Origin of the sequence: Rhodococcus sp. P-2 (assembly GCF_016598535.1) — a bacterium.
In the GTDB taxonomy this organism is placed as follows: Bacteria; Actinomycetota; Actinomycetes; order Mycobacteriales; family Mycobacteriaceae; genus Rhodococcus_F; species Rhodococcus_F baikonurensis.
The window spans coordinates 1,348,810-1,366,156 of sequence record NZ_CP066779.1; the positions used below are offsets into that span (position 1 = coordinate 1,348,810).

19 protein-coding genes are annotated in these 17,347 nt (G+C 64.0%); 12 read left to right on the plus strand and 7 right to left on the minus strand.

What is annotated here, in order from left to right:
* The 3 genes from I7X09_RS06330 (at position 1) to I7X09_RS29340 (ending at position 2,871) form a co-directional block, all read left to right on the plus strand.
* On the plus strand, positions 1–1,425 hold the full coding sequence (locus tag I7X09_RS06330; RefSeq protein ID WP_200316051.1) for a hypothetical protein: 1,425 nt from the start codon (positions 1–3) through the stop codon (positions 1,423–1,425).
* Positions 1,426–1,492: 67 nt separating this feature from the next.
* The gene (locus I7X09_RS29335) at positions 1,493–2,515 is read left to right on the plus strand and encodes a hypothetical protein (RefSeq protein ID WP_234036812.1); all 1,023 of its coding nucleotides are present in this window, start codon (positions 1,493–1,495) and stop codon (positions 2,513–2,515) included.
* A 23-nt stretch (positions 2,516–2,538) separates the two neighbouring features.
* Positions 2,539–2,871 carry a hypothetical protein gene (locus I7X09_RS29340; protein WP_234036813.1) on the plus strand — a complete coding sequence of 111 codons (333 nt, stop codon included), beginning with the start codon at positions 2,539–2,541 and terminating at the stop codon, positions 2,869–2,871.
* On the opposite strand, the gene I7X09_RS06340 is transcribed toward I7X09_RS29340, so the two are convergent.
* The gene (locus tag I7X09_RS06340; RefSeq protein ID WP_095970494.1) at positions 2,828–3,253 is read right to left on the minus strand and encodes an NUDIX hydrolase; all 426 of its coding nucleotides are present in this window, start codon (positions 3,251–3,253) and stop codon (positions 2,828–2,830) included. The two genes, I7X09_RS29340 and I7X09_RS06340, sit on opposite strands and share 44 nt — an antisense overlap.
* 190 nt (positions 3,254–3,443) lie before the next feature.
* Here I7X09_RS06340 and I7X09_RS06345 point away from each other — a divergent pair, with 190 nt between their 5' ends.
* From I7X09_RS06345 to mnhG, 6 genes are read left to right on the plus strand one after another with little or no spacing between them, the layout of a single operon-like run.
* Positions 3,444–6,281 (plus strand): Na+/H+ antiporter subunit A, encoded by a 2,838-nt coding sequence (locus tag I7X09_RS06345; protein WP_124567869.1) that lies wholly within the window; start codon positions 3,444–3,446, stop codon positions 6,279–6,281.
* Entirely contained in the window at positions 6,278–6,910 is a 633-nt protein-coding gene (locus tag I7X09_RS06350; RefSeq protein ID WP_095970455.1) for a Na(+)/H(+) antiporter subunit C, read from the plus strand. The genes I7X09_RS06345 and I7X09_RS06350 overlap by 4 nt, the downstream gene beginning before the upstream one ends.
* The gene (locus I7X09_RS06355; protein ID WP_200316053.1) at positions 6,907–8,619 is read left to right on the plus strand and encodes a Na+/H+ antiporter subunit D; all 1,713 of its coding nucleotides are present in this window, start codon (positions 6,907–6,909) and stop codon (positions 8,617–8,619) included. Before I7X09_RS06350 ends, I7X09_RS06355 begins: the two co-directional genes overlap by 4 nt.
* A complete protein-coding gene (locus I7X09_RS06360) occupies positions 8,619–9,191 on the plus strand; it encodes a Na+/H+ antiporter subunit E (protein ID WP_095970457.1) in 573 nt (190 codons plus the stop codon). Before I7X09_RS06355 ends, I7X09_RS06360 begins: the two co-directional genes overlap by 1 nt.
* Positions 9,188–9,457 (plus strand): monovalent cation/H+ antiporter complex subunit F, encoded by a 270-nt coding sequence (locus I7X09_RS06365; protein ID WP_003945061.1) that lies wholly within the window; start codon positions 9,188–9,190, stop codon positions 9,455–9,457. The genes I7X09_RS06360 and I7X09_RS06365 overlap by 4 nt, the downstream gene beginning before the upstream one ends.
* On the plus strand, positions 9,454–9,798 hold the full coding sequence (mnhG, locus tag I7X09_RS06370) for a monovalent cation/H(+) antiporter subunit G (RefSeq protein WP_372581417.1): 345 nt from the start codon (positions 9,454–9,456) through the stop codon (positions 9,796–9,798). The genes I7X09_RS06365 and mnhG overlap by 4 nt, the downstream gene beginning before the upstream one ends.
* On the opposite strand, the gene I7X09_RS06375 is transcribed toward mnhG, so the two are convergent.
* The 5 genes from I7X09_RS06375 to I7X09_RS06395 all read right to left on the minus strand — a co-directional run bounded on the left by I7X09_RS06375 (position 9,764) and on the right by I7X09_RS06395 (position 14,254).
* Positions 9,764–11,131 carry a phosphatase PAP2 family protein gene (locus I7X09_RS06375; RefSeq protein WP_200316055.1) on the minus strand — a complete coding sequence of 456 codons (1,368 nt, stop codon included), beginning with the start codon at positions 11,129–11,131 and terminating at the stop codon, positions 9,764–9,766. The genes mnhG and I7X09_RS06375 overlap by 35 nt on opposite strands.
* Before the next feature lie 107 nt (positions 11,132–11,238).
* Positions 11,239–12,363 carry a glutamate--cysteine ligase gene (locus tag I7X09_RS06380; protein WP_003945034.1) on the minus strand — a complete coding sequence of 375 codons (1,125 nt, stop codon included), beginning with the start codon at positions 12,361–12,363 and terminating at the stop codon, positions 11,239–11,241.
* 90 nt (positions 12,364–12,453) lie between these two features.
* Entirely contained in the window at positions 12,454–13,155 is a 702-nt protein-coding gene (sodC, locus tag I7X09_RS06385) for a superoxide dismutase[Cu-Zn] (protein WP_007730117.1), read from the minus strand.
* A gap of 95 nt (positions 13,156–13,250) precedes the next feature.
* Positions 13,251–13,850: a LytR C-terminal domain-containing protein gene (locus I7X09_RS06390; RefSeq protein ID WP_095970460.1), complete on the minus strand. Its 600-nt coding sequence runs from the start codon at positions 13,848–13,850 to the stop codon at positions 13,251–13,253.
* A gap of 53 nt (positions 13,851–13,903) precedes the next feature.
* Entirely contained in the window at positions 13,904–14,254 is a 351-nt protein-coding gene (locus I7X09_RS06395) for a DUF3263 domain-containing protein (protein ID WP_007730120.1), read from the minus strand.
* A 245-nt stretch (positions 14,255–14,499) separates the two neighbouring features.
* On the opposite strand from I7X09_RS06395, the gene I7X09_RS06400 reads away from it, so the two are divergent.
* From I7X09_RS06400 to I7X09_RS06410, 3 genes are read left to right on the plus strand one after another with little or no spacing between them, the layout of a single operon-like run.
* Positions 14,500–15,099 (plus strand): peptide deformylase, encoded by a 600-nt coding sequence (locus I7X09_RS06400; protein ID WP_050655096.1) that lies wholly within the window; start codon positions 14,500–14,502, stop codon positions 15,097–15,099.
* Positions 15,100–15,109: 10 nt separating this feature from the next.
* Entirely contained in the window at positions 15,110–16,051 is a 942-nt protein-coding gene (locus tag I7X09_RS06405; RefSeq protein ID WP_442800593.1) for an N-acetylglutamate synthase, CG3035 family, read from the plus strand.
* Between the two features lie 16 nt (positions 16,052–16,067).
* Positions 16,068–16,871, plus strand: coding sequence for an exodeoxyribonuclease III (locus I7X09_RS06410; RefSeq protein WP_095970462.1), 804 nt, complete (start codon positions 16,068–16,070; stop codon positions 16,869–16,871).
* Positions 16,872–16,895: 24 nt separating this feature from the next.
* On the opposite strand, the gene I7X09_RS06415 is transcribed toward I7X09_RS06410, so the two are convergent.
* The gene (locus I7X09_RS06415) at positions 16,896–17,327 is read right to left on the minus strand and encodes a GNAT family N-acetyltransferase (RefSeq protein WP_234036814.1); all 432 of its coding nucleotides are present in this window, start codon (positions 17,325–17,327) and stop codon (positions 16,896–16,898) included.
* Between the last annotated feature and the right edge of the window lie 20 nt (positions 17,328–17,347).

Here is a 17,347-nt window from a genome sequence, read left to right on the forward strand (position 1 = left end):
ATGCCACTCGATCTTCGAGCGATCCTCACCACCGTCGCTGCACTCCTGTCCGGGATACTCGCGGCGCTGGCCCTGACCAATCCCGTTCTTCGCGACTGGGCCATCGTGGCCTCCCCGTCGGAAGTGGATCGTTGGATCAGCAGTGGACCGACTGCCGTCGGACTCGGCGCCGTGGTTGCCGTGCTCGCGTGCGCCCTCTCTCAGCGTCGCGGTTCCCGTCGGGCAGCCTGGATCGCGATCGCCGTCGGCGTCGCCGTCATCGCGATCGTTCGGGCAGTCGTACCCGAGGTCGCGTCGCTGGACCTGCTGATTGCCTTGATCATCGTCAAAAGTGTTGCAGCCGGCGCGATTCTGGGTTGCGCAGTTGCCGTCAGTTGGGATCGCACTGCCACGAAGAACGCCGTACTCCTCGGTGTGCTTGCCACCTTCCTGGCGGTTCGCACCTTCGCCGGTGGAACAGGCCGGATGAGTACGTCTTCGGTGGGTGAGCCGTCGTGGTGGCTGATCGGTGCCGCAGCCGCAGCAGCGGTCGCCTGCGCAGTCACCGCACAGGCCGGCTTCCGGATCCGGAAACCCGACACGGGCGAAATTCGCATCGCATTGGTGGTGATCGCAGCTCTGGCAATCGGGCATCGCGTGATCGGCGTCGTGGTCGACCGCCAGCAGTACGCATCCGAGGCAACCGCCTGGTTCGTCATGGTTTTGGCGGCAGGCGCTGCGCTCGCGTTGACGTGGATCGCTGCGTACCGTCTCGGCGACACCTCCGGTGCTGGTGGCAAGTTCCTCTGGGCGGCAACCGCACTGGCCGCTGCGTCCGCTCCGTTGTTCGTCGACATCGCGAAGGGATCCGGTCACTGGGGTCAGCTGAAGTCCCCCTGGGTGATGGTGCTTTTCGCGGCCCTGCCGGTCGCCGTCGGATTGCGACTGCACAAGCGAGTTCCTCGGCTCGTGGCCATCGTCGTCCTGGTTGCGGTTCCGCTGTCGGAACTACTGCCCTTCGATTCCGCGCACGGAACATGGTCAATCGCACTGAAGATCGCCGCACTGGGCCTCGCTGCCGGATTGCTGTTCGGTTCCCTGGCTCCCGGCAGCCTGGTCGACGCCACGCTCGGACTCGCGATTCCCTTTGCCGCGATGACCTTCTCGTCGATCGCCATCCTCACCGATCAACTCTCTTTCCTACCGATGATGACGTCGATATACATCCAAGGCCAACTCGACATCGATGCGGTCCCTCCTCACGGCGACGGAGGACTATTCGGACGCGGCGTCGGCATCACCGTCGACTACGTCACCGCTCAGACCGTTGGCGCGGCGGTTCTGTTCACCCTGATCATCGGCTTCTGCGGCGCGGCGATCCTCCGACGATCCCACCCTCCTGTCGATACTGCGGAATCTCGGATCGAACCGGAGCCAGTCGACTGACACACCGTCACCGGACTGAGACCTGCTATTGCGGTGCAACTGGTACCGGATTGACTATTTTGGAGCAGTGCCCATCGCCCGCAGGACGCTGCTCGTCGCTCTGAGTGGTGTGACGGCATTCGTCGTCACCGTCGTCGCTTTGGCACCGTTCGTGAACAGCCAGTCGACGTCGATTTCGACGGGCGATCGCTTCTGGTCGATCTCGACCATCGGCGCCGGCGTTCTGGCTGTGGTCGCGGTCGGGACAGCCGCGATGATGGCCCGTTGCCGATTGCGGACCGCGGCCATGACGGTCTTCGGCGGGCTCCTCCTCGAACTGCCCGGGCTCTACGATCACAACTTCGAGGCACTCTCGCCCGTCGGTGCGGGAGTCGCTGTCGGCGCGGTGACGGTTGCTGCCGCTCCCCGGGTTCGAGCTGCCTCGGTCGCGGGAACGATTGTGGCCGTGCATGTCTCGGATTCACTCCTGGACGAAGACGCAATTCCTCGGCGGTACGCGGACTACATCGCCGACAACACAAACCAGTTTCAACCACCCGTAGTGGGAGCGACACTGCTCGCGCTTGCATTGGCAGCCGCCTGCGTCGCCGCGTTCTGGTTCCACGACTTCGACAAGGACCACCCCAAGGAACGGATGGCCGTTCGGCCCGTGACGATCGCGGCGGTGCTCACGCTCTTCGGCGTCGCGGCGAATTGGTGGTTCGAGATCACCACAGTCTCAGCAGCGGTACCCCTCCTGCTCGTCGCGCTGGTGATCACGGTGATCTGCGCGCGGGTGTTGGGCGACGGCAGTCGAATCCTGCTGATGTGTACCGCAGCCGTCGCAACTCTGGCGGCGGTGTCGGCGAACCGTCCCGCAACCGAGGCGATGGAGTGGTCGAAGACCCCCGCCTCCACCGCCGTCGTGATCGGAGTCGTCATCGTCGCCGCGGCAGCAATCGGCGCGATCGCTCCCTCGCGGGTCGTCGGCTACGGATTGCTCCTGACGGTGACGGTCGCCGGGATCGTCAGCTACGCCACGTCGCCGTCGCCGAAGATCGGTGACGTTCTCACGATCAGCGATCTCTTGTCGCCTTCACTGCAGCGGTAGTCACGTATGCGATCGCCAGCGCGATGTGCCGAGAGCCACCGCGGACCGGAGCGTCGCGAGCCCTTGTCGGACTGGGTGTCATCTTCGGCCCGACGGCGCTGGCACTGCTCGTCTACCCGCAGTTCGACTACGGATGGACGGCGTACACCCCGCTGGACGAGAACAAGCCATTCAACGGCATCACGACGGTCGGTCCGTTCGAAATCTCGACCGACATCCTGATACTCGACGCCGTGGCGCTGATCATCGTGGCCGTCTGCGCCTACACGAGTCTGCGATTGGGCCGGATCAGTCGGTCCGTTCCTCCGCCGATCAGTCGATCAGATCCATCGACGCCAGACGATGGAACACTTTGAGCGATCCCGGCGCCACCTCGTCCATCGCCGCGTATTCGGAGAGCGTGAAGTAGCGGAACTCGGCGATCTCACTTGTCGGGTGCGGGTCTCCGGCCATCTCCGCCAGATAGCAGCTCATGTGCAGGCCGGTGTCCGCGGAATGACCGAAAGCGTGAGCCTCGAAAACGTCGAGGAACGTGACCGTTCCGTCGACCAGATCCACGTCGAGTTCCTCCCTGATTTCTCGGTGCAGCGCCTGCTCGGGCGTCTCGCCCGGGTCGATCTTCCCGCCGGCCATGTAGAACGCGGTCTTGCCCACGGAGCGGGTCTGGATCAGCTTGCGATCGCGAATGTGCGCAAGGGCAGCGGTACGGATGATCGTGGTGGGAGTAGACGAATTCACGTCGTCCAACCTACGTGTATCAGCGAGCGCCGATGATGTCCGAATCGACTCGCTGCACATCGAAACTGCCACGCCCGGTAATATGTACGCAAAGACAACCTCTCCGACTAGGTGAATTGTCTCGTTATTCCGATAGGTTCGATTTTGTTCGGACACCCCGCCGCCCGCTGACAACACGACGGAGTGCCTTTTGCTCGCTATCTTGCTTGCCCATGCCGTTGCCGCCCTCTTGGCTCCGCTTGTGGTGCGCAGGTTAGGGCGAAACGGCTTCTTCCCCCTCGCGATAGTCCCCCTCGCCGGCCTCGGCTGGGTCATCGACAAATGGGGCACCGTCGAGTCGCTGCACATCACCTGGGTTCCCGGCCTGTCGATGGACATCGACTTCAGATTCGACGCGCTCTCGGCCATCATGGCCGTGCTCGTCCTGGGTGTCGGCACGCTGATCCTGATCTACTGCGCCCGCTACTTCAACGACGACGAACCTCGACTCGGCATCTTCGCCGCCGAGATGGTCGCCTTTGCCGGCGCCATGTTCGGGCTCGTGACCAGTGACAACATGCTGCTTCTCTACGTGTTCTGGGAACTGACGACGGTCCTGTCGTTCCTGCTGGTCGGTCACTACGCCGAACGCGCCACCAGTCGCCGCGCCGCGACCCAGGCACTGCTCGTGACCACCGCCGGTGGTCTCGCGATGTTGGTCGGCATGATCATCCTCGGCCAGGTCGGCGGTAGCTACAACCTCTCCGAACTGGTCGCGAACCCGCCGACGGGGTGGCTCCCGTCCGTCGCGATCGTCTTGATCCTGATCGGCGCGCTCTCCAAATCGGCAATCGTGCCCCTTCACTTCTGGCTGCCCGGTGCGATGGCCGCGCCTACCCCCGTCAGCGGCTATCTACACGCTGCAGCGATGGTCAAGGCCGGTATCTACCTCGTCGCGCGCCTGGCTCCCGGGTACGCCGATTCGCCGCCGTGGCGCATCACCATCATCAGTCTGGGTCTGCTGTCGATGATCCTCGCCGGTTGGCGAGCCATGCGCGCATACGACCTCAAACTCGTCCTCGCCTTCGGAACCGTCAGCCAACTCGGCTTCATGATGGTCCTGGTCGGCATCGGTACGCGTGACGCCGCCCTGGCCGGCATGACGATGGTCGTGGCGCACGCGATGTTCAAGGCCGCACTCTTCATGGTGGTGGGCATCATCGATCACACCACCGGCACCCGTGACCTGCGCAAACTTGCTCACCTGGGTAAGGCGGCACCCGCTCTGGCGATCATCGCGAGCCTCGCTGCCGCCAGCATGGCCGGTCTGCCACCGCTACTCGGATTCGTCGGCAAGGAAGCCGCACTCGAATCGGTTCTCGAAACGAACGCGCTCGGCCACTGGTCGTCCATCGCCGTCGTCACGGTGATCGTGTTGGGCTCGATCCTGACCGTCGGCTACAGCGTCCGGTTCATCTGGGGCGCCTTCGGACGCAAGACCCTGAGCAAGCCCAGCCCGGCCGTCAGCAAGATGCACAAGCCGGGCTGGCTGTTCCTGTTCGCGCCCGGCTTGCTCGCCGTTCTCGGTCTGGCCGCCGGCATTCTCTCGCCGCAACTCGAGAAGCTGCTGACGCCGTACTCCACCACGCTGGCCCCTGGCCCGCACGCCGATTACCACCTCGCACTGTGGCACGGATTCAACACTCCACTGCTGCTCACGTGCATCGTCATCGCCGGCGGTGTCGCGCTCTACATCGCACAGCGTCAGATCAGCCGACTGCACTTCGAGCACCCGCCGCTGGGCAACGCCGACCGTATCTACGACGCGACCCTGCGTGGCATGGACACCATCTCGATGCGCCTGACCGGCGCCACTCAGCGTGGTTCGCTCCCCCGCACGCAGTCGACGATTCTCGCGACGCTGGTCGTCGTGCCGCTGTTCCTGCTGATCATCGACACCAAGGACGCCGGCGTCGACCTACGGATGTGGGATTCGCCGATCCAGTTCACGATCGCGCTGATGATGATCTCGGCCGCCATCGCTGCAACGCTGATGCGCAACCGACTCGCGAGCGTCATCCTCGTCGGACTCACCGGCTACGGCTGCGGTGTGTTGTTCGCGCTGCACGGTGCTCCCGACCTGGCTCTGACCCAGTTCCTCGTCGAAACACTGACGCTGGTGATCTTCGTGCTCGTACTTCGGAAGTTCCCCGCCGAAGTCGACGAAAGCAAGGCGATCGGCTTCAAGTGGCCGCGTGCCGCACTCGCCGTCGCCGTCGGAATCACCGTCACCACCATCGCGGCATTCGCCACCAACGCCCGGAACACTCGTCCGATCTACGAACTGCTTCCCGACGCGGCCTACGACCTGGGCAACGGCAAGAACGTCGTCAACGTCCTACTCGTCGATATCCGCGCATGGGACACGCTCGGTGAGATCTCCGTGCTGCTGGTCGCAGCGACCGGCGTCGCCAGCCTCGTGTTCCGCAACCGCCGCTTCGGTATCGCGCCGCGCGTCGCCGACGCTCCCTCCGTCATCGTGGACAAGGCTGCCGCCAACTCCGATACGACGTGGCTGCGCGGCGGAGACCTGATCGATCCGCGGCACCGTTCACTGGTTCTCGAGGTCACCACGAGGTTGATCTTCCCGGCCATCATGGTGTTGTCGATCTACTTCTTCTTCTCCGGTCACAACGCTCCCGGCGGAGGTTTCGCCGGAGGCCTGACGGCGGGCCTCGCCCTCGTGCTGCGTTACCTCGCCGGTGGCCGCTACGAACTCGGTGAAGCAGTACCCATCGACGCGGGCAAGATCCTCGGCCTCGGCCTGGCGCTCTCCGCAGGTACCGCCCTGGTGTCGCTGTTCTTCGGAGCTCCGGCACTCTCGTCGGCCGTCTTCGAGTTCACGCTCCCACTGATCGGCCACGTCAAACTGGTCACCGCACTGTTCTTCGACCTGGGCGTCTACCTCATCGTGGTCGGCCTGGTCCTGGACGTACTCCGAAGTCTCGGCGCCCGCCTCGACGCAGAAATCGAGGTGAAAGCACCATGAGCGCAAACATCGGAATGCTGATCCTGATCGGCGTCCTCACGTCGGCTGGTGTCTACCTGCTGATCGAACGAAGCATCACCCGGATGCTCCTGGGTCTGCTCCTGTTCGGCAACGCCATCAACCTCTTGATCCTGACCGTCGGTGGATCGGACGGGAATCCGCCCATCGTCGGCCGAGATTCGGTCCACGAGGAGATAGCGGATCCGCTCGCCCAGGGCATGATCCTGACGGCGATCGTGATCACGATGGGAATCGCCGGCTTCGTTCTGGCACTGGCGTACCGGTCTTACAAGATCAACACCGCCGACGCCGTCGAGGACGATCCCGAGGACACCAAGGTTCTCAAACGTCGCCTGCCGGCCGACGCTCCCGACCACGACCGCTCCGACGACCCGGTCACCGGTGCCCCGAGCATCGGCGGCGACGCATTCGACAAGGACGGAAACCCTATTCCCCTCGAACAACTGGTCAACCTCGAGGACATCGAATGCTACGACGACCTCCACGACGGCGACTTCGAGGACGAACCGGTACCCGACTGGGCCACCGACCTCGCTCGTAAGAAGGAAACCGAGAAGCGGCGTAAAGACGCTCGCCAGACCGAGATCGAGGGAGGTGGAGGCGCATGACCATCTCGGACAACCTGATGGGAGCCCTTGCGCCCCTACCCGTCCTGATCCCGATGCTGGCCGCAGCCGCGACGCTGGTCGTCGGTCGGCGGCCTCGCTTCCAGCGTGTGATCACCCTGATCGCGCTGGTCGGCGTCGTCGCTGTGTCCGGCCTGCTGCTCTACCTCGCCGACCGCGACGGGACGACCGCTGTTCAGGTCGGCGGCTGGGATTCGCCCATCGGCATCACACTCGTCGTCGACCGTCTATCGGCGATGATGCTGGTGGTCTCGTCGGTGGTGCTGCTCGCCGTCATGATCTACGCGATCGGTCAGGGTATTCGCGACGGCAGCGAGGCCCAGCCGGTCTCGATCTTCCTGCCGACCTATCTGGCGTTGACTGCCGGTATCTCCAACGCGTTCCTCGCCGGTGACCTCTTCAACCTGTACGTCGGGTTCGAGGTTCTGCTTGCCGCGAGTTTCGTGCTCCTGACGCTCGGTGCCAGCGCCGACCGCGTCCGGGCCGGTATCTCGTACGTGATGGTCTCGATGGTGTCTTCGCTGATCTTCCTGGCGGGCATCGCCTTCGCCTATGCGGCGACCGGCACCCTCAACATGGCCGACATGGCCCTGCGCTTCGACAACATTCCGCCGGGCACACGAACGGCCATCTTCGGTGTCCTGCTCGTGGCGTTCGGAATCAAGGCCGCGGTCTTCCCGCTCTCGGCGTGGCTACCCGACTCGTATCCGACCGCGCCCGCACCGATCACCGCCGTCTTCGCGGGGTTGCTCACCAAGGTCGGTGTGTACGCGATCGTCCGCGCGCACTCGTTGCTGTTCCCGCAGGGAGAACTCGACAACGTACTGATGGTGTGTGGCCTGCTCACGATGGTGGTCGGCATCATGGGTGCCATCGCGCAGAGCGACATCAAGCGTCTGCTCTCGTTCACACTGGTCAGCCATATCGGTTACATGATCTTCGGTATCGCGCTGTCCACGACGTCCGGGCTCTCCGGCGCGATCTACTACGTTGCCCACCACATCATCGTGCAGACGACGCTCTTCCTCGTCGTGGGTCTGATCGAACGACAAGCCGGGTCGTCGTCGCTGCGCCGTCTCGGCGGTCTGGCGGCGGCCAGCCCGATCCTGGCGATCGTCTTCCTGATCCCGGCCCTGAACCTCGGTGGTATTCCGCCGTTCTCGGGCTTCATCGGCAAGGTCGCACTCCTGCAAGCCGGTGCGTCCGACGCCAGCGCGTTGGCCTGGATCCTCGTCGCCGGCGGCACGATCACCAGCTTGCTGACGCTCTACGCCGTCGCCCGCGTGTGGACCAAGGCATTCTGGCGAGCCCGCGCCGACGCACCCGAAGGTGACCTCGCCGACGTCAGCCCGTCAGCGTTGATCGACGAATCCGAAGAGGACATCGCGTTCGTCGACCGCGAGGACGTCGGCAAGATTCCGCTCTTCATGCTGATCCCGACCGTCGGTCTCGTCGTCGTCGGCCTGGCGCTGACGGTGTTCGCGGGCCGGATCATCGACATCAGCGACAGAGCGGCGAAGGATCTGCAGGACCGGTCCATCTACATCGACGCGGTTCTCGGCAACCACCGACCCGTGCCGGTGGACGAAGCTCCCGTCGCTGCAGACGACCCTGCTGTAGCTCCCAGTACCGATGCCCCGAACAGCGATGTCCCGAACACCGACGCCCCGAACACCGAGGAGGCTCCGTGATGAAACGCGAACAGGTACTCCGCGTCGGGATCCTGCTGTGGCTGATGGTCGTGTGGATCCTGTTGTGGGGCAACATCAGCTTCGGCAACATCTTCGGCGGACTCGCCGTCGGCCTGATCATCATGGTCCTGCTTCCCCTCCCCCGCGTACCGGTCGAGGGCCGGGTGCATCTGCTGTCGATTCTGCGTCTGCTGTGGATGATCGTGTACTACGCGATCGTGTCGAGCATCCAGGTCGCCTGGCTGGCGATCCGTCCGTCGCCGCCGCCGGTCACCGGAGTTCTGCGGTACCAACTCGGAATCAAGTCGGACCTGGTTCTCACGCTGTGCATCGACGTTCTGAACCTGATCCCAGGCACCATGGTTCTCGAGATCGACCAGAACCGACGCATCGTCTACGTCCACGTGCTCGACGTCGGATCGCAGAAAGCCGTCAGTGCGTTCTACCGCTCGGTGGAGGATCTCGAGCGGTTGTTCATCGCGTCGTTCGAACGTGACTCGGACTGGCAGCCCAGCCCCTGGCACCAGCGCGACTACGAATTCGATGCACCCCGGCAGGAGGACCAACCATGAACGGGTTCATCACCACGATCTTGATCATTTCCGGAGTGATTCTCCTGATCGCCGCAGTACTGACCACGTTCCGACTGCTCGACGGTCCGAGCTCACTCGACCGCCTCGTCGCTCTGGACACGATCATCGCGGTCTCGATGTGTGGACTCGCGGTCTGGGCCGCGTACAGCAAAGACACGACCATCGTTCCCGCCATCGTGGCGCTGGCGCTGGTCGGCTTCATCGGTTCCGTGTCCGTCGCGCGCTTCCGGGTGAGTGACCAGTGATCGGCAACATCCTCGACACGATCGGGGCCGTCTCCATCTTCCTCGGCGCGCTGCTCGCACTGACCGCCGCGGTGGGAATCGTTCGCTTCCCCGACACCCTGCGTCGTATGCACGCGGCCACCAAGCCTCAGGTGGTCGGACTTGTTCTGGTTCTGATGGGTGCGGTGTTCCTGCTTCGTGGCAGCGTCGACATCTGGATGCTGGTACTGGTCGGCATCTTCACGTTGCTGACCGCGCCCGTCATCGCGCACAGCGTCGGACGCGTCGCCTACCGCGAACAGCGTGAAGAGGACGACCTCATGAAGATCAACGAGCTGGAAGACCCGGACTCTCTCCTGTAGCGGCATCCCACTCACCGTCGCGCTCGCCCCACACTGCAAGAGCGGTGCCGGGGCGGGCGAAGAAGGTGGCGAAGTACGCCACCGACATGAGAACCAGGACAGCCATCAACAGCGGCCCGAAGATCGCCGGGTACTCGGCCATCTGCACTGCAGCGAACCGGTACGAAAGCAACAATCCCGCGAGCAGTGCCGAGCCGCCGATCAACAGGCGCACTCGGAACCAACCCCAACCTCGCTCCGGATCCCGCAGCGCCGCATCGAGCGTCAGGCACAGAACCGCACCGGCAATGAGGTCGACGCCGTAGTGGAAGCCGAATCCGAGCGTCGCCGTCAGGGTCGCGACGAGCCAGAACGATCCCAGGCTGCGAATCCACCACGGTCCGCTGCGCGAGTGGATGAACAACGCGACCGCCCACGCGGTGTGCAGGCTCGGCATGCAGTTTCGCGGTGCGGCGTCGTCGAACGGCAGCGACGACGGCGACGCGAAGTCGAAGTTGGGCACGATGTTCGGCCAGTAGTCACCGATCTGGAATCCGAAACCACGCGGACCGAAGGCGAACACCGGACCGACCACCGGGAACAGGACGTAGAAGATCGGGCCGATCAGCCCGATGAGCAGGAACGTTCGCAGCAGGTGATGCGACGGCCATCCCTTGCGTACTTGATAGAGGGCAACCACGATCACTGCGACGGGTAGTTCGACGTAGATCCAGTCGAGCGCTGCGGCACCGACGGGGCCCATGGCGTCGACGATCTGACCCATCACCCACGACGGGTTCCCGAGAGCCTGGTCGGCGAGAAATACGTACTCGTCCCAGACATCGGTGCCGACGAGAATGGTGATCTCCAGCCACGTTTCGGCAACCTTGGCCGCGATGATGAGCAACGCGCCCAGAGCGACGCCGTGCAGAACGCTGATTCGACGCTCGCCGGACAACTTCCACACCGCGTACACCGCGATGGCTGTCAGAACCCAGGTGCCGCCGGTGCCCATCGTCAGCGGTCCACCCGAGAACCAGCGGATCGCGCCGACGACCACGTCGATGACGACGGCCGCGGATACCGCGTAGATGCGTTCTTTGTTGTTCAGCCCGACCAGCGCGAGAGCGAGGCCGACCCACGGCATCGTCGCCGAACGGGGAACGAGGAAGTAGTCACCGAAGAGGCTTTCCACCGGACCGAGATAGCCCTTGTACGACGCGAACGCCTGCACGCCCAGAACCAGGGCGGTCAATGCTGCTGTGCCGATCAGAAGGAGTCGATGAGAACTCGACCACGAACGATCAGATTGTCCGGGTGCGTCCCCTCGTTGGGACCAACTGTCTATCAACACCGGACAATAGTAAACGGCATGTGAACCGAATATGGACACCCACTGGACAAACGGTTGGTATGCCCGGATTTTCAGTCCGCGAAACTGCCCTTCCCGCGGTGAGCCTGCTAGGTGCCCAGCTCTGCGACCAAGGCGTCGACGACCGCGACAAGATCGCCACCGGTCGCTTCCGCAACGCGGCGTTGACGCTGGTAGGACGCACCACGACGGGGAATGTCCGCCACCGATGCCAACTCGTCCGCGCAGCCGAGCGACACCGCGATCGGTGCCAAATCGTCGAGCAGGCGATCCAGATCGTCAGTGACGAGGCACTCGTTCGCGTCGGAGTCGAGAATGATCTCGGCGTCCAGTCCGTATCTTGCTGCGCGCCACTTGTTTTCCTTGACGTGCCACGGCTGCATGTTCGGCAGAGTCTCACCGGCACTCAATCGGCGATCCAGATCGACGATGAGGCAGTGGACCAGCGCAACCAGTGCACCCAGTTCTGCGCGCGTCGAGACGCCGTCGAACACCCGGACCTCGATGGTTCCCCACTTCGGTGCGGGGCGGATGTCCCAGTGCATGCCACCGATCTTGGTGATCACACCGGTCTTCATCTGGTCGTCGATGAACGACTCGTACTCGGCCCAGTTCTCGAACTGGTACGGAAGACCTGCGGTGGGCAACTGCTGGAACATCAACGCGCGATTGGACGCATAGCCCGTGTCCACTCCGGCCCACATCGGCGAGGACGCCGACAGCGCCAGAAGGTGCGGATAGCGCTGCAGCAATGCATTGATGATGGGGAAAACGCGGTCCGCGGACGAGACACCCACGTGAACGTGCACGCCCCAGATCAGCATCTGCCGACCCCACCACTGCGTGCGTTCGATGAGTTCGTCGTAGTCGGGCGTCCGGGTCACCAACTGCGTCGACCATTGCGCGAACGGATGCGTGCCCGCGCTGATGAGGTCGACGCCGAGCGGATTCGCAGCGCGGCGAAGCAGATCCAGTGATCTGTCGAGATCACTCATCGCCTCGCCGACCGTCGAGTGAATACCCGTGACGAGTTCGACGGTATTTCGCAGTAGTTCCTTGGTGATGTGCGGGGTTTCGGAGCCGGCAAGCTCTTCGACCGCCGAAAACACCTCGGCTGCTGTGTTGGAGAGATCTCTGGTCTTGCGATCGACCAGCGCGATCTCCCACTCCACGCCCAGCGTCGGGCGCGGCGAACCTGGAAATGGAACTACCACGCAGAGAATCCAATCACAGTGTCGGTGAAAACACCGTGCTGGCTACTGCGTGGTAGTCGCCGGAAGTGATGCAAAACTCAGGTGAGTTTGTCAGCTCTTGGTGATGACACCGCAAGCGACGCGTCCGCCGGCGTCACCGGTGTCGAGGGTCTGCTGATCCGGTGCCGGCGCGTAACGCGTCGGGATGTTGCCGAAGTTGTCTGCGCCGGCATGGATCATGACGGATGTTCCACCGTTGGCGACCAGTTCGTCGACGGTGAATGCATCGGTCGTGGTGACCAGCGTGGCGGTGCCGTCTTCGAGGACCTGAACCGAAGTGAGGTCGCCGCTGGCCGGATGGCCCGTGTGGCCCTCAGCCTGGAAGTGTCCGCCTGCCGAGAGGAAGTTACCCGGCTCTCCGCCGCTGGGAGCTACGGAATTGGTCTCGCACTTGGCGACCTGGTGCACGTGGAATCCATGGAATCCGGGGGTCAGGCCCTTGGCGTCGAGGGTGACCTTGACGTCGCTGCCTTCCTGAGCGAACGTGACCGTTCCGACCTTGGCGCCGTCGGTGCCGTTCAGCGTCGCGGTGACCGTCTCGGCAGAAGCGCCGGCGTGAGCCGTCTCCGAACCGTGGCCGCCCGCGCTTTCGTGCGCGCTGGGATCGGCTGCACCGGTCCACACCGGAGGAGTCGTGCCGGGGACGCTGCTGGGCTCTTCGCTGTTACTGCAAGCGGTCAAGCCGAAAGCGGCAATCGCGACTACAGGGGCAACGACGCGCCAGGACATACGCCGGGTGCTGCTGGGGGCCATCGAACCGCTCCTTTGAGGTGGCGAGAAAGTGCTTCTGATCATAACGGCGCGTGTAGTAGCTGGAACCGACGGGTCAGTTCCACCTTCACGACCGGTCAGTTGGAGGTCACGATCACGATCACGCCAGGTGACGCGTTCGCAATGCCGGCGAATCGTGGCTCTGCGGTGACTCCGAGTTCAGCTGCGATCTTCTGTGCCGCTGCCTTCTCCGCCGCGGACGATCCGTAGTACACCGTCGTCGTACTGACGGTGCCCTCGCTGTAGTTACCCGTCTCCTCGACGTTCCAACCTGCTGCCGTCAATTCCTCGGCGGTGCCTGCTGCCAGCCCGGAGACGGTGCTGTTGTTGAGTACTCGAACGCTGACATTCGACGTGTCGGTGCCGCTCGCAGAGCTGGAACTCGTGGTCGTCGCAGCTCCCGAGGGCCGTGACGCCGTGGTGGTGGTCTCGCCCGAAGCGGGTTGCGTCGTCGCTGCCGGCTTGGAGGTGGCAGGGGCCGGAGCGGGGGCGCTCGTCGTGGCAGGCGCCGAGGATTCGGTCTGCTCTGCTGCGGTGTTCTCGTCGCCCGATCCACCGTCGCTCGATCCACCCAGAGAGGCTGCTCCGAGACCGATGAACACGATCGCCAGAGCGATCAACACCATGGCGATTGCGCGAAGCGGAGGTCCGGACGGCTGCTCTTTCGGGGTACTCACGATGTCGACCTTATCGCCAGTGCGTGGACAGCCCGCTCATCTGTACGCGTGATTCAGGTGACCTCGAAGCCGAGGCGACGGGCGGCCCTGGCCTTCTGACGGCTGGCACGCAGACGACGCAGGCGCTTGACCAGCATGGGATCAGCCGCCAAGGATTCGGGGCGATCGACCAACGCATTGAGAACCTGGTAGTAGCGGGTTGCCGACATGTCGAACAACTCCTTGATGGCTTCTTCCTTCGCGCCGGCGTACTTCCACCACTGGCGCTCGAAGGAGAGGATGTCGTGTTCGCGGCGGGTGAGGCCGTCTTCGCCGACCTCGTGCATGCCAGCTGTATCTACTACCGAATCGTCGGCGCCAGTGCCTTCGGACTGGTTCCGACTACGCGCGGTTGCGCCGTCCATGTCACTCCTCGACTGCTGTGCTCGGCGTCAGCGAGACTCGTATGCCCGGTGTTCTTTTCCGACCGATATTCTCGCGGCCGTGAGCTACCCGGTCCCCTGACCCCGAAGGTAACTCACAATTTCCCCCGCGGCCCACGTTCCGACCGAGCAACGAATTACATCGCTGTTCTTCAGCAACCATTGAACCATGATCGAGTGTGCGGGCCGTGATAACTACGCGGGCGCGCCGCACTATCCTTGTCCGCATGGCTATCCTCCCCATCCGAATCGTCGGCGACCCGGTACTGCACAAGGCGACAGAGCCGGTCACTCAGTCCCCGGCCGAGATCGCCGAACTGATCGCAGACATGTACGAGACGATGGACGCTGCCAACGGCGTCGGTCTGGCGGCAAATCAGGTCGGTGTTCCCCTCCGAGTCTTCGTCTACGACTGCCCCGGTGACGACCGCACCAGCGAGCGTCGACGCGGCGTCGTGGTGAACCCGGTACTCGAGACCTCCGAAATCCCGCAGACGATGCCTGACCCGGACGAAGACTTCGAGGGTTGCCTTTCCGTTCCCGGCGAGCAGTTCCCGACGGGCCGCGCCGATTGGGCGAAGGTCACCGGCACCGACGCCGACGGCAACCCGATCGAGGTCGAGGGCACCGGATTCTTCGCGCGGATGCTCCAGCACGAGACGGGCCATCTCGACGGGTTCCTGTACACGGACGTGCTGATCGGCCGTAATGCACGCGCCGCCAAGAAGATCATCAAGCGTTCCGGTTGGGGCAAGCCCGGTCTGACCTGGACGCCGGGCACTGTCGACGATCCGTTCGGTCACGACGACGACGATTACGAAGACTGAGAATTCTGCTCTGAACGGCAACATTTCGATCGGTAGCCGGGTGGTTTTGCGATACAAGCTCCCACCCGGCTATTCGCATCCCATGACCGACGTCATCGGCATCCTCGAAGGTGCCGATCCCATCGCCGTCCGCGCCGGCGACGGTCGGCTGGTCCAGGTCTCCGCCGATCAGGTGATCGCACTCAAGACTCTCTCGGCCCGCCCGATTCGCATCGGTGAGATTCGAAACCTCGAAACGGCGGCCGCGGCGGCATGGCCGGGCGTCGAACAGGCGTGGATCGACGGTTGGTTGCTACGCGCCGGTCACGGTTTCACCGGCCGCGCCAATTCGGCTTTGCCGCTCGGTGGTGCGGGGACGGTTGCCGGCTTCGACGCGAGCACTGTCGAACGGATACGCCAGTGGTTCGGTGACCGCGGCCTGCCGACCCTGCTGCTCCTCCCCGATCGCCTCGGCACCTCCCCGGACGGGTGGACCAGTGAGAAGGAAACCATCGTGATGGCCGCCGATCTGGGCAATGTCACCCTGCCGCTCGGTCCTCCGGTCACCTCGTTCGCCGATCGCCCTGACAAAAACTGGCTGTCGACGTACGACGCCCATGGCGACCCGGCGCACGTCGAGGCGGTCCTCACTGCTGTCGTGGGCAGTGCAACTTTCGGCGCGATCGGAAACACCGATACGACGCTTGCCATCGGGCGCGCTGCACTCACCGAGGCGCCCGACCACAAGCGCTGGGTCGGACTCACCGGCATTCACGTCGCCCCCGAACACCGACGCCACGGAATCGGGTCGCTGATCTGCGGAGATCTGCTCTCCTGGGGTCGCGGGAACGGTGCGACGCACGCCTACCTCCAGGTTTCGGTCGAGAACTCCGCGGCGATCGCGCTCTACGAGCGGCTCGGATTCGTCGAACACCACCGCTACCGATACGCCACCGATCCTGTCGGCGGCTGACGCTAGGCTTGCTCTCGTGCGCATCGCTACTTGGAACGTCAACTCCGTCCGTGCCCGTACCGACCGGATCATCGACTGGCTCGGTAGATCCGACGTCGACGTCCTGGCAATGCAGGAAACCAAGTGCAAGGACGAGCAGTTTCCGTACGAGCGCTTCAAGGAAATCGGCTACGAGGTCGCCCACGTCGGTTTGAGCCAGTGGAACGGTGTCGCCATCGCTTCGCGCGTCGGCCTGGACGACGTGCAGATCGGCTTCGAGGATCAGCCCGGGTTCGACAAGGATCCCGAGGCCGACCCGGTCCGCGAGGCACGTGCGATCGGTGCCACCTGCGGCGGTGTGCGGGTGTGGAGCCTGTACGTCCCTAACGGCCGCGAGCTGGAAGACCCGCATTACGCTTACAAGTTGGATTGGCTGGCCAAGCTGCGCGACGACGCGGAGGGCTGGCTCAAGCAGGATCCCGATGCGCAGATCGCCCTGGTCGGCGACTGGAACGTCGCTCCCACGGACGACGACGTCTGGGATCCCGCGTTCTTCGAAGGCAAGACCCACACGTCCGAGCCGGAGCGAGCAGCGTTCACGGCGTTCACCGAGTCCGGGTTCGCGGACGTCGTTCGCCCGTACACCCCCGGCCCTGGCGTGTACACGTACTGGGACTACACGCAGCTTCGCTTCCCGAAGAAGCAGGGCATGCGAATCGACTTCATCCTCGGCTCACCGGCATTCGCAGCCCGCGTCGAAGCAGCCGAGATCGATCGAAACGAGCGAAAAGGCAAGGGCGCCAGCGATCACGCTCCGGTGATCGTGAATCTCGGAGCCTGATCGTCTGTTCGTAGTTGCCGGCGGCTAGTCCTCGACGAGCAATTCCAGGTACTCGGGATGCTCGCCGAGGTACCGCTGAACGTAGGTGCACACGGGCCGTACCGACCATTCACGTTCACGGGCACAGTCCATCGCGAACTGTACGAGTACGGCTGCCAGCCCCTGCCCGCCGTACTCTTCCTTGACGACGGTGTGCATATAGGCGACCACGTCGCCGGCTTCGGCTCCGCTGCCCAGGATCTCGTCCTCGTCGCGGTATCCGAGGATGCCGACCAGCTCGTCGCCGGAGAGCAGTTCGAATCGTTCGTGCGACGGGTTGTCCACGAGCGTGACTTCCGGTGAGGTTCCGGCCTTCGAGTGTTCGGTGTCGTTCATTGCGGCGACCTCCACGGCACGATGTGCACCTGCGCGATCGGCGACAGCTGCGCTCGCACGCTCTCCATAACTGTGATCCATGCCACTCATAGAATCAGCTA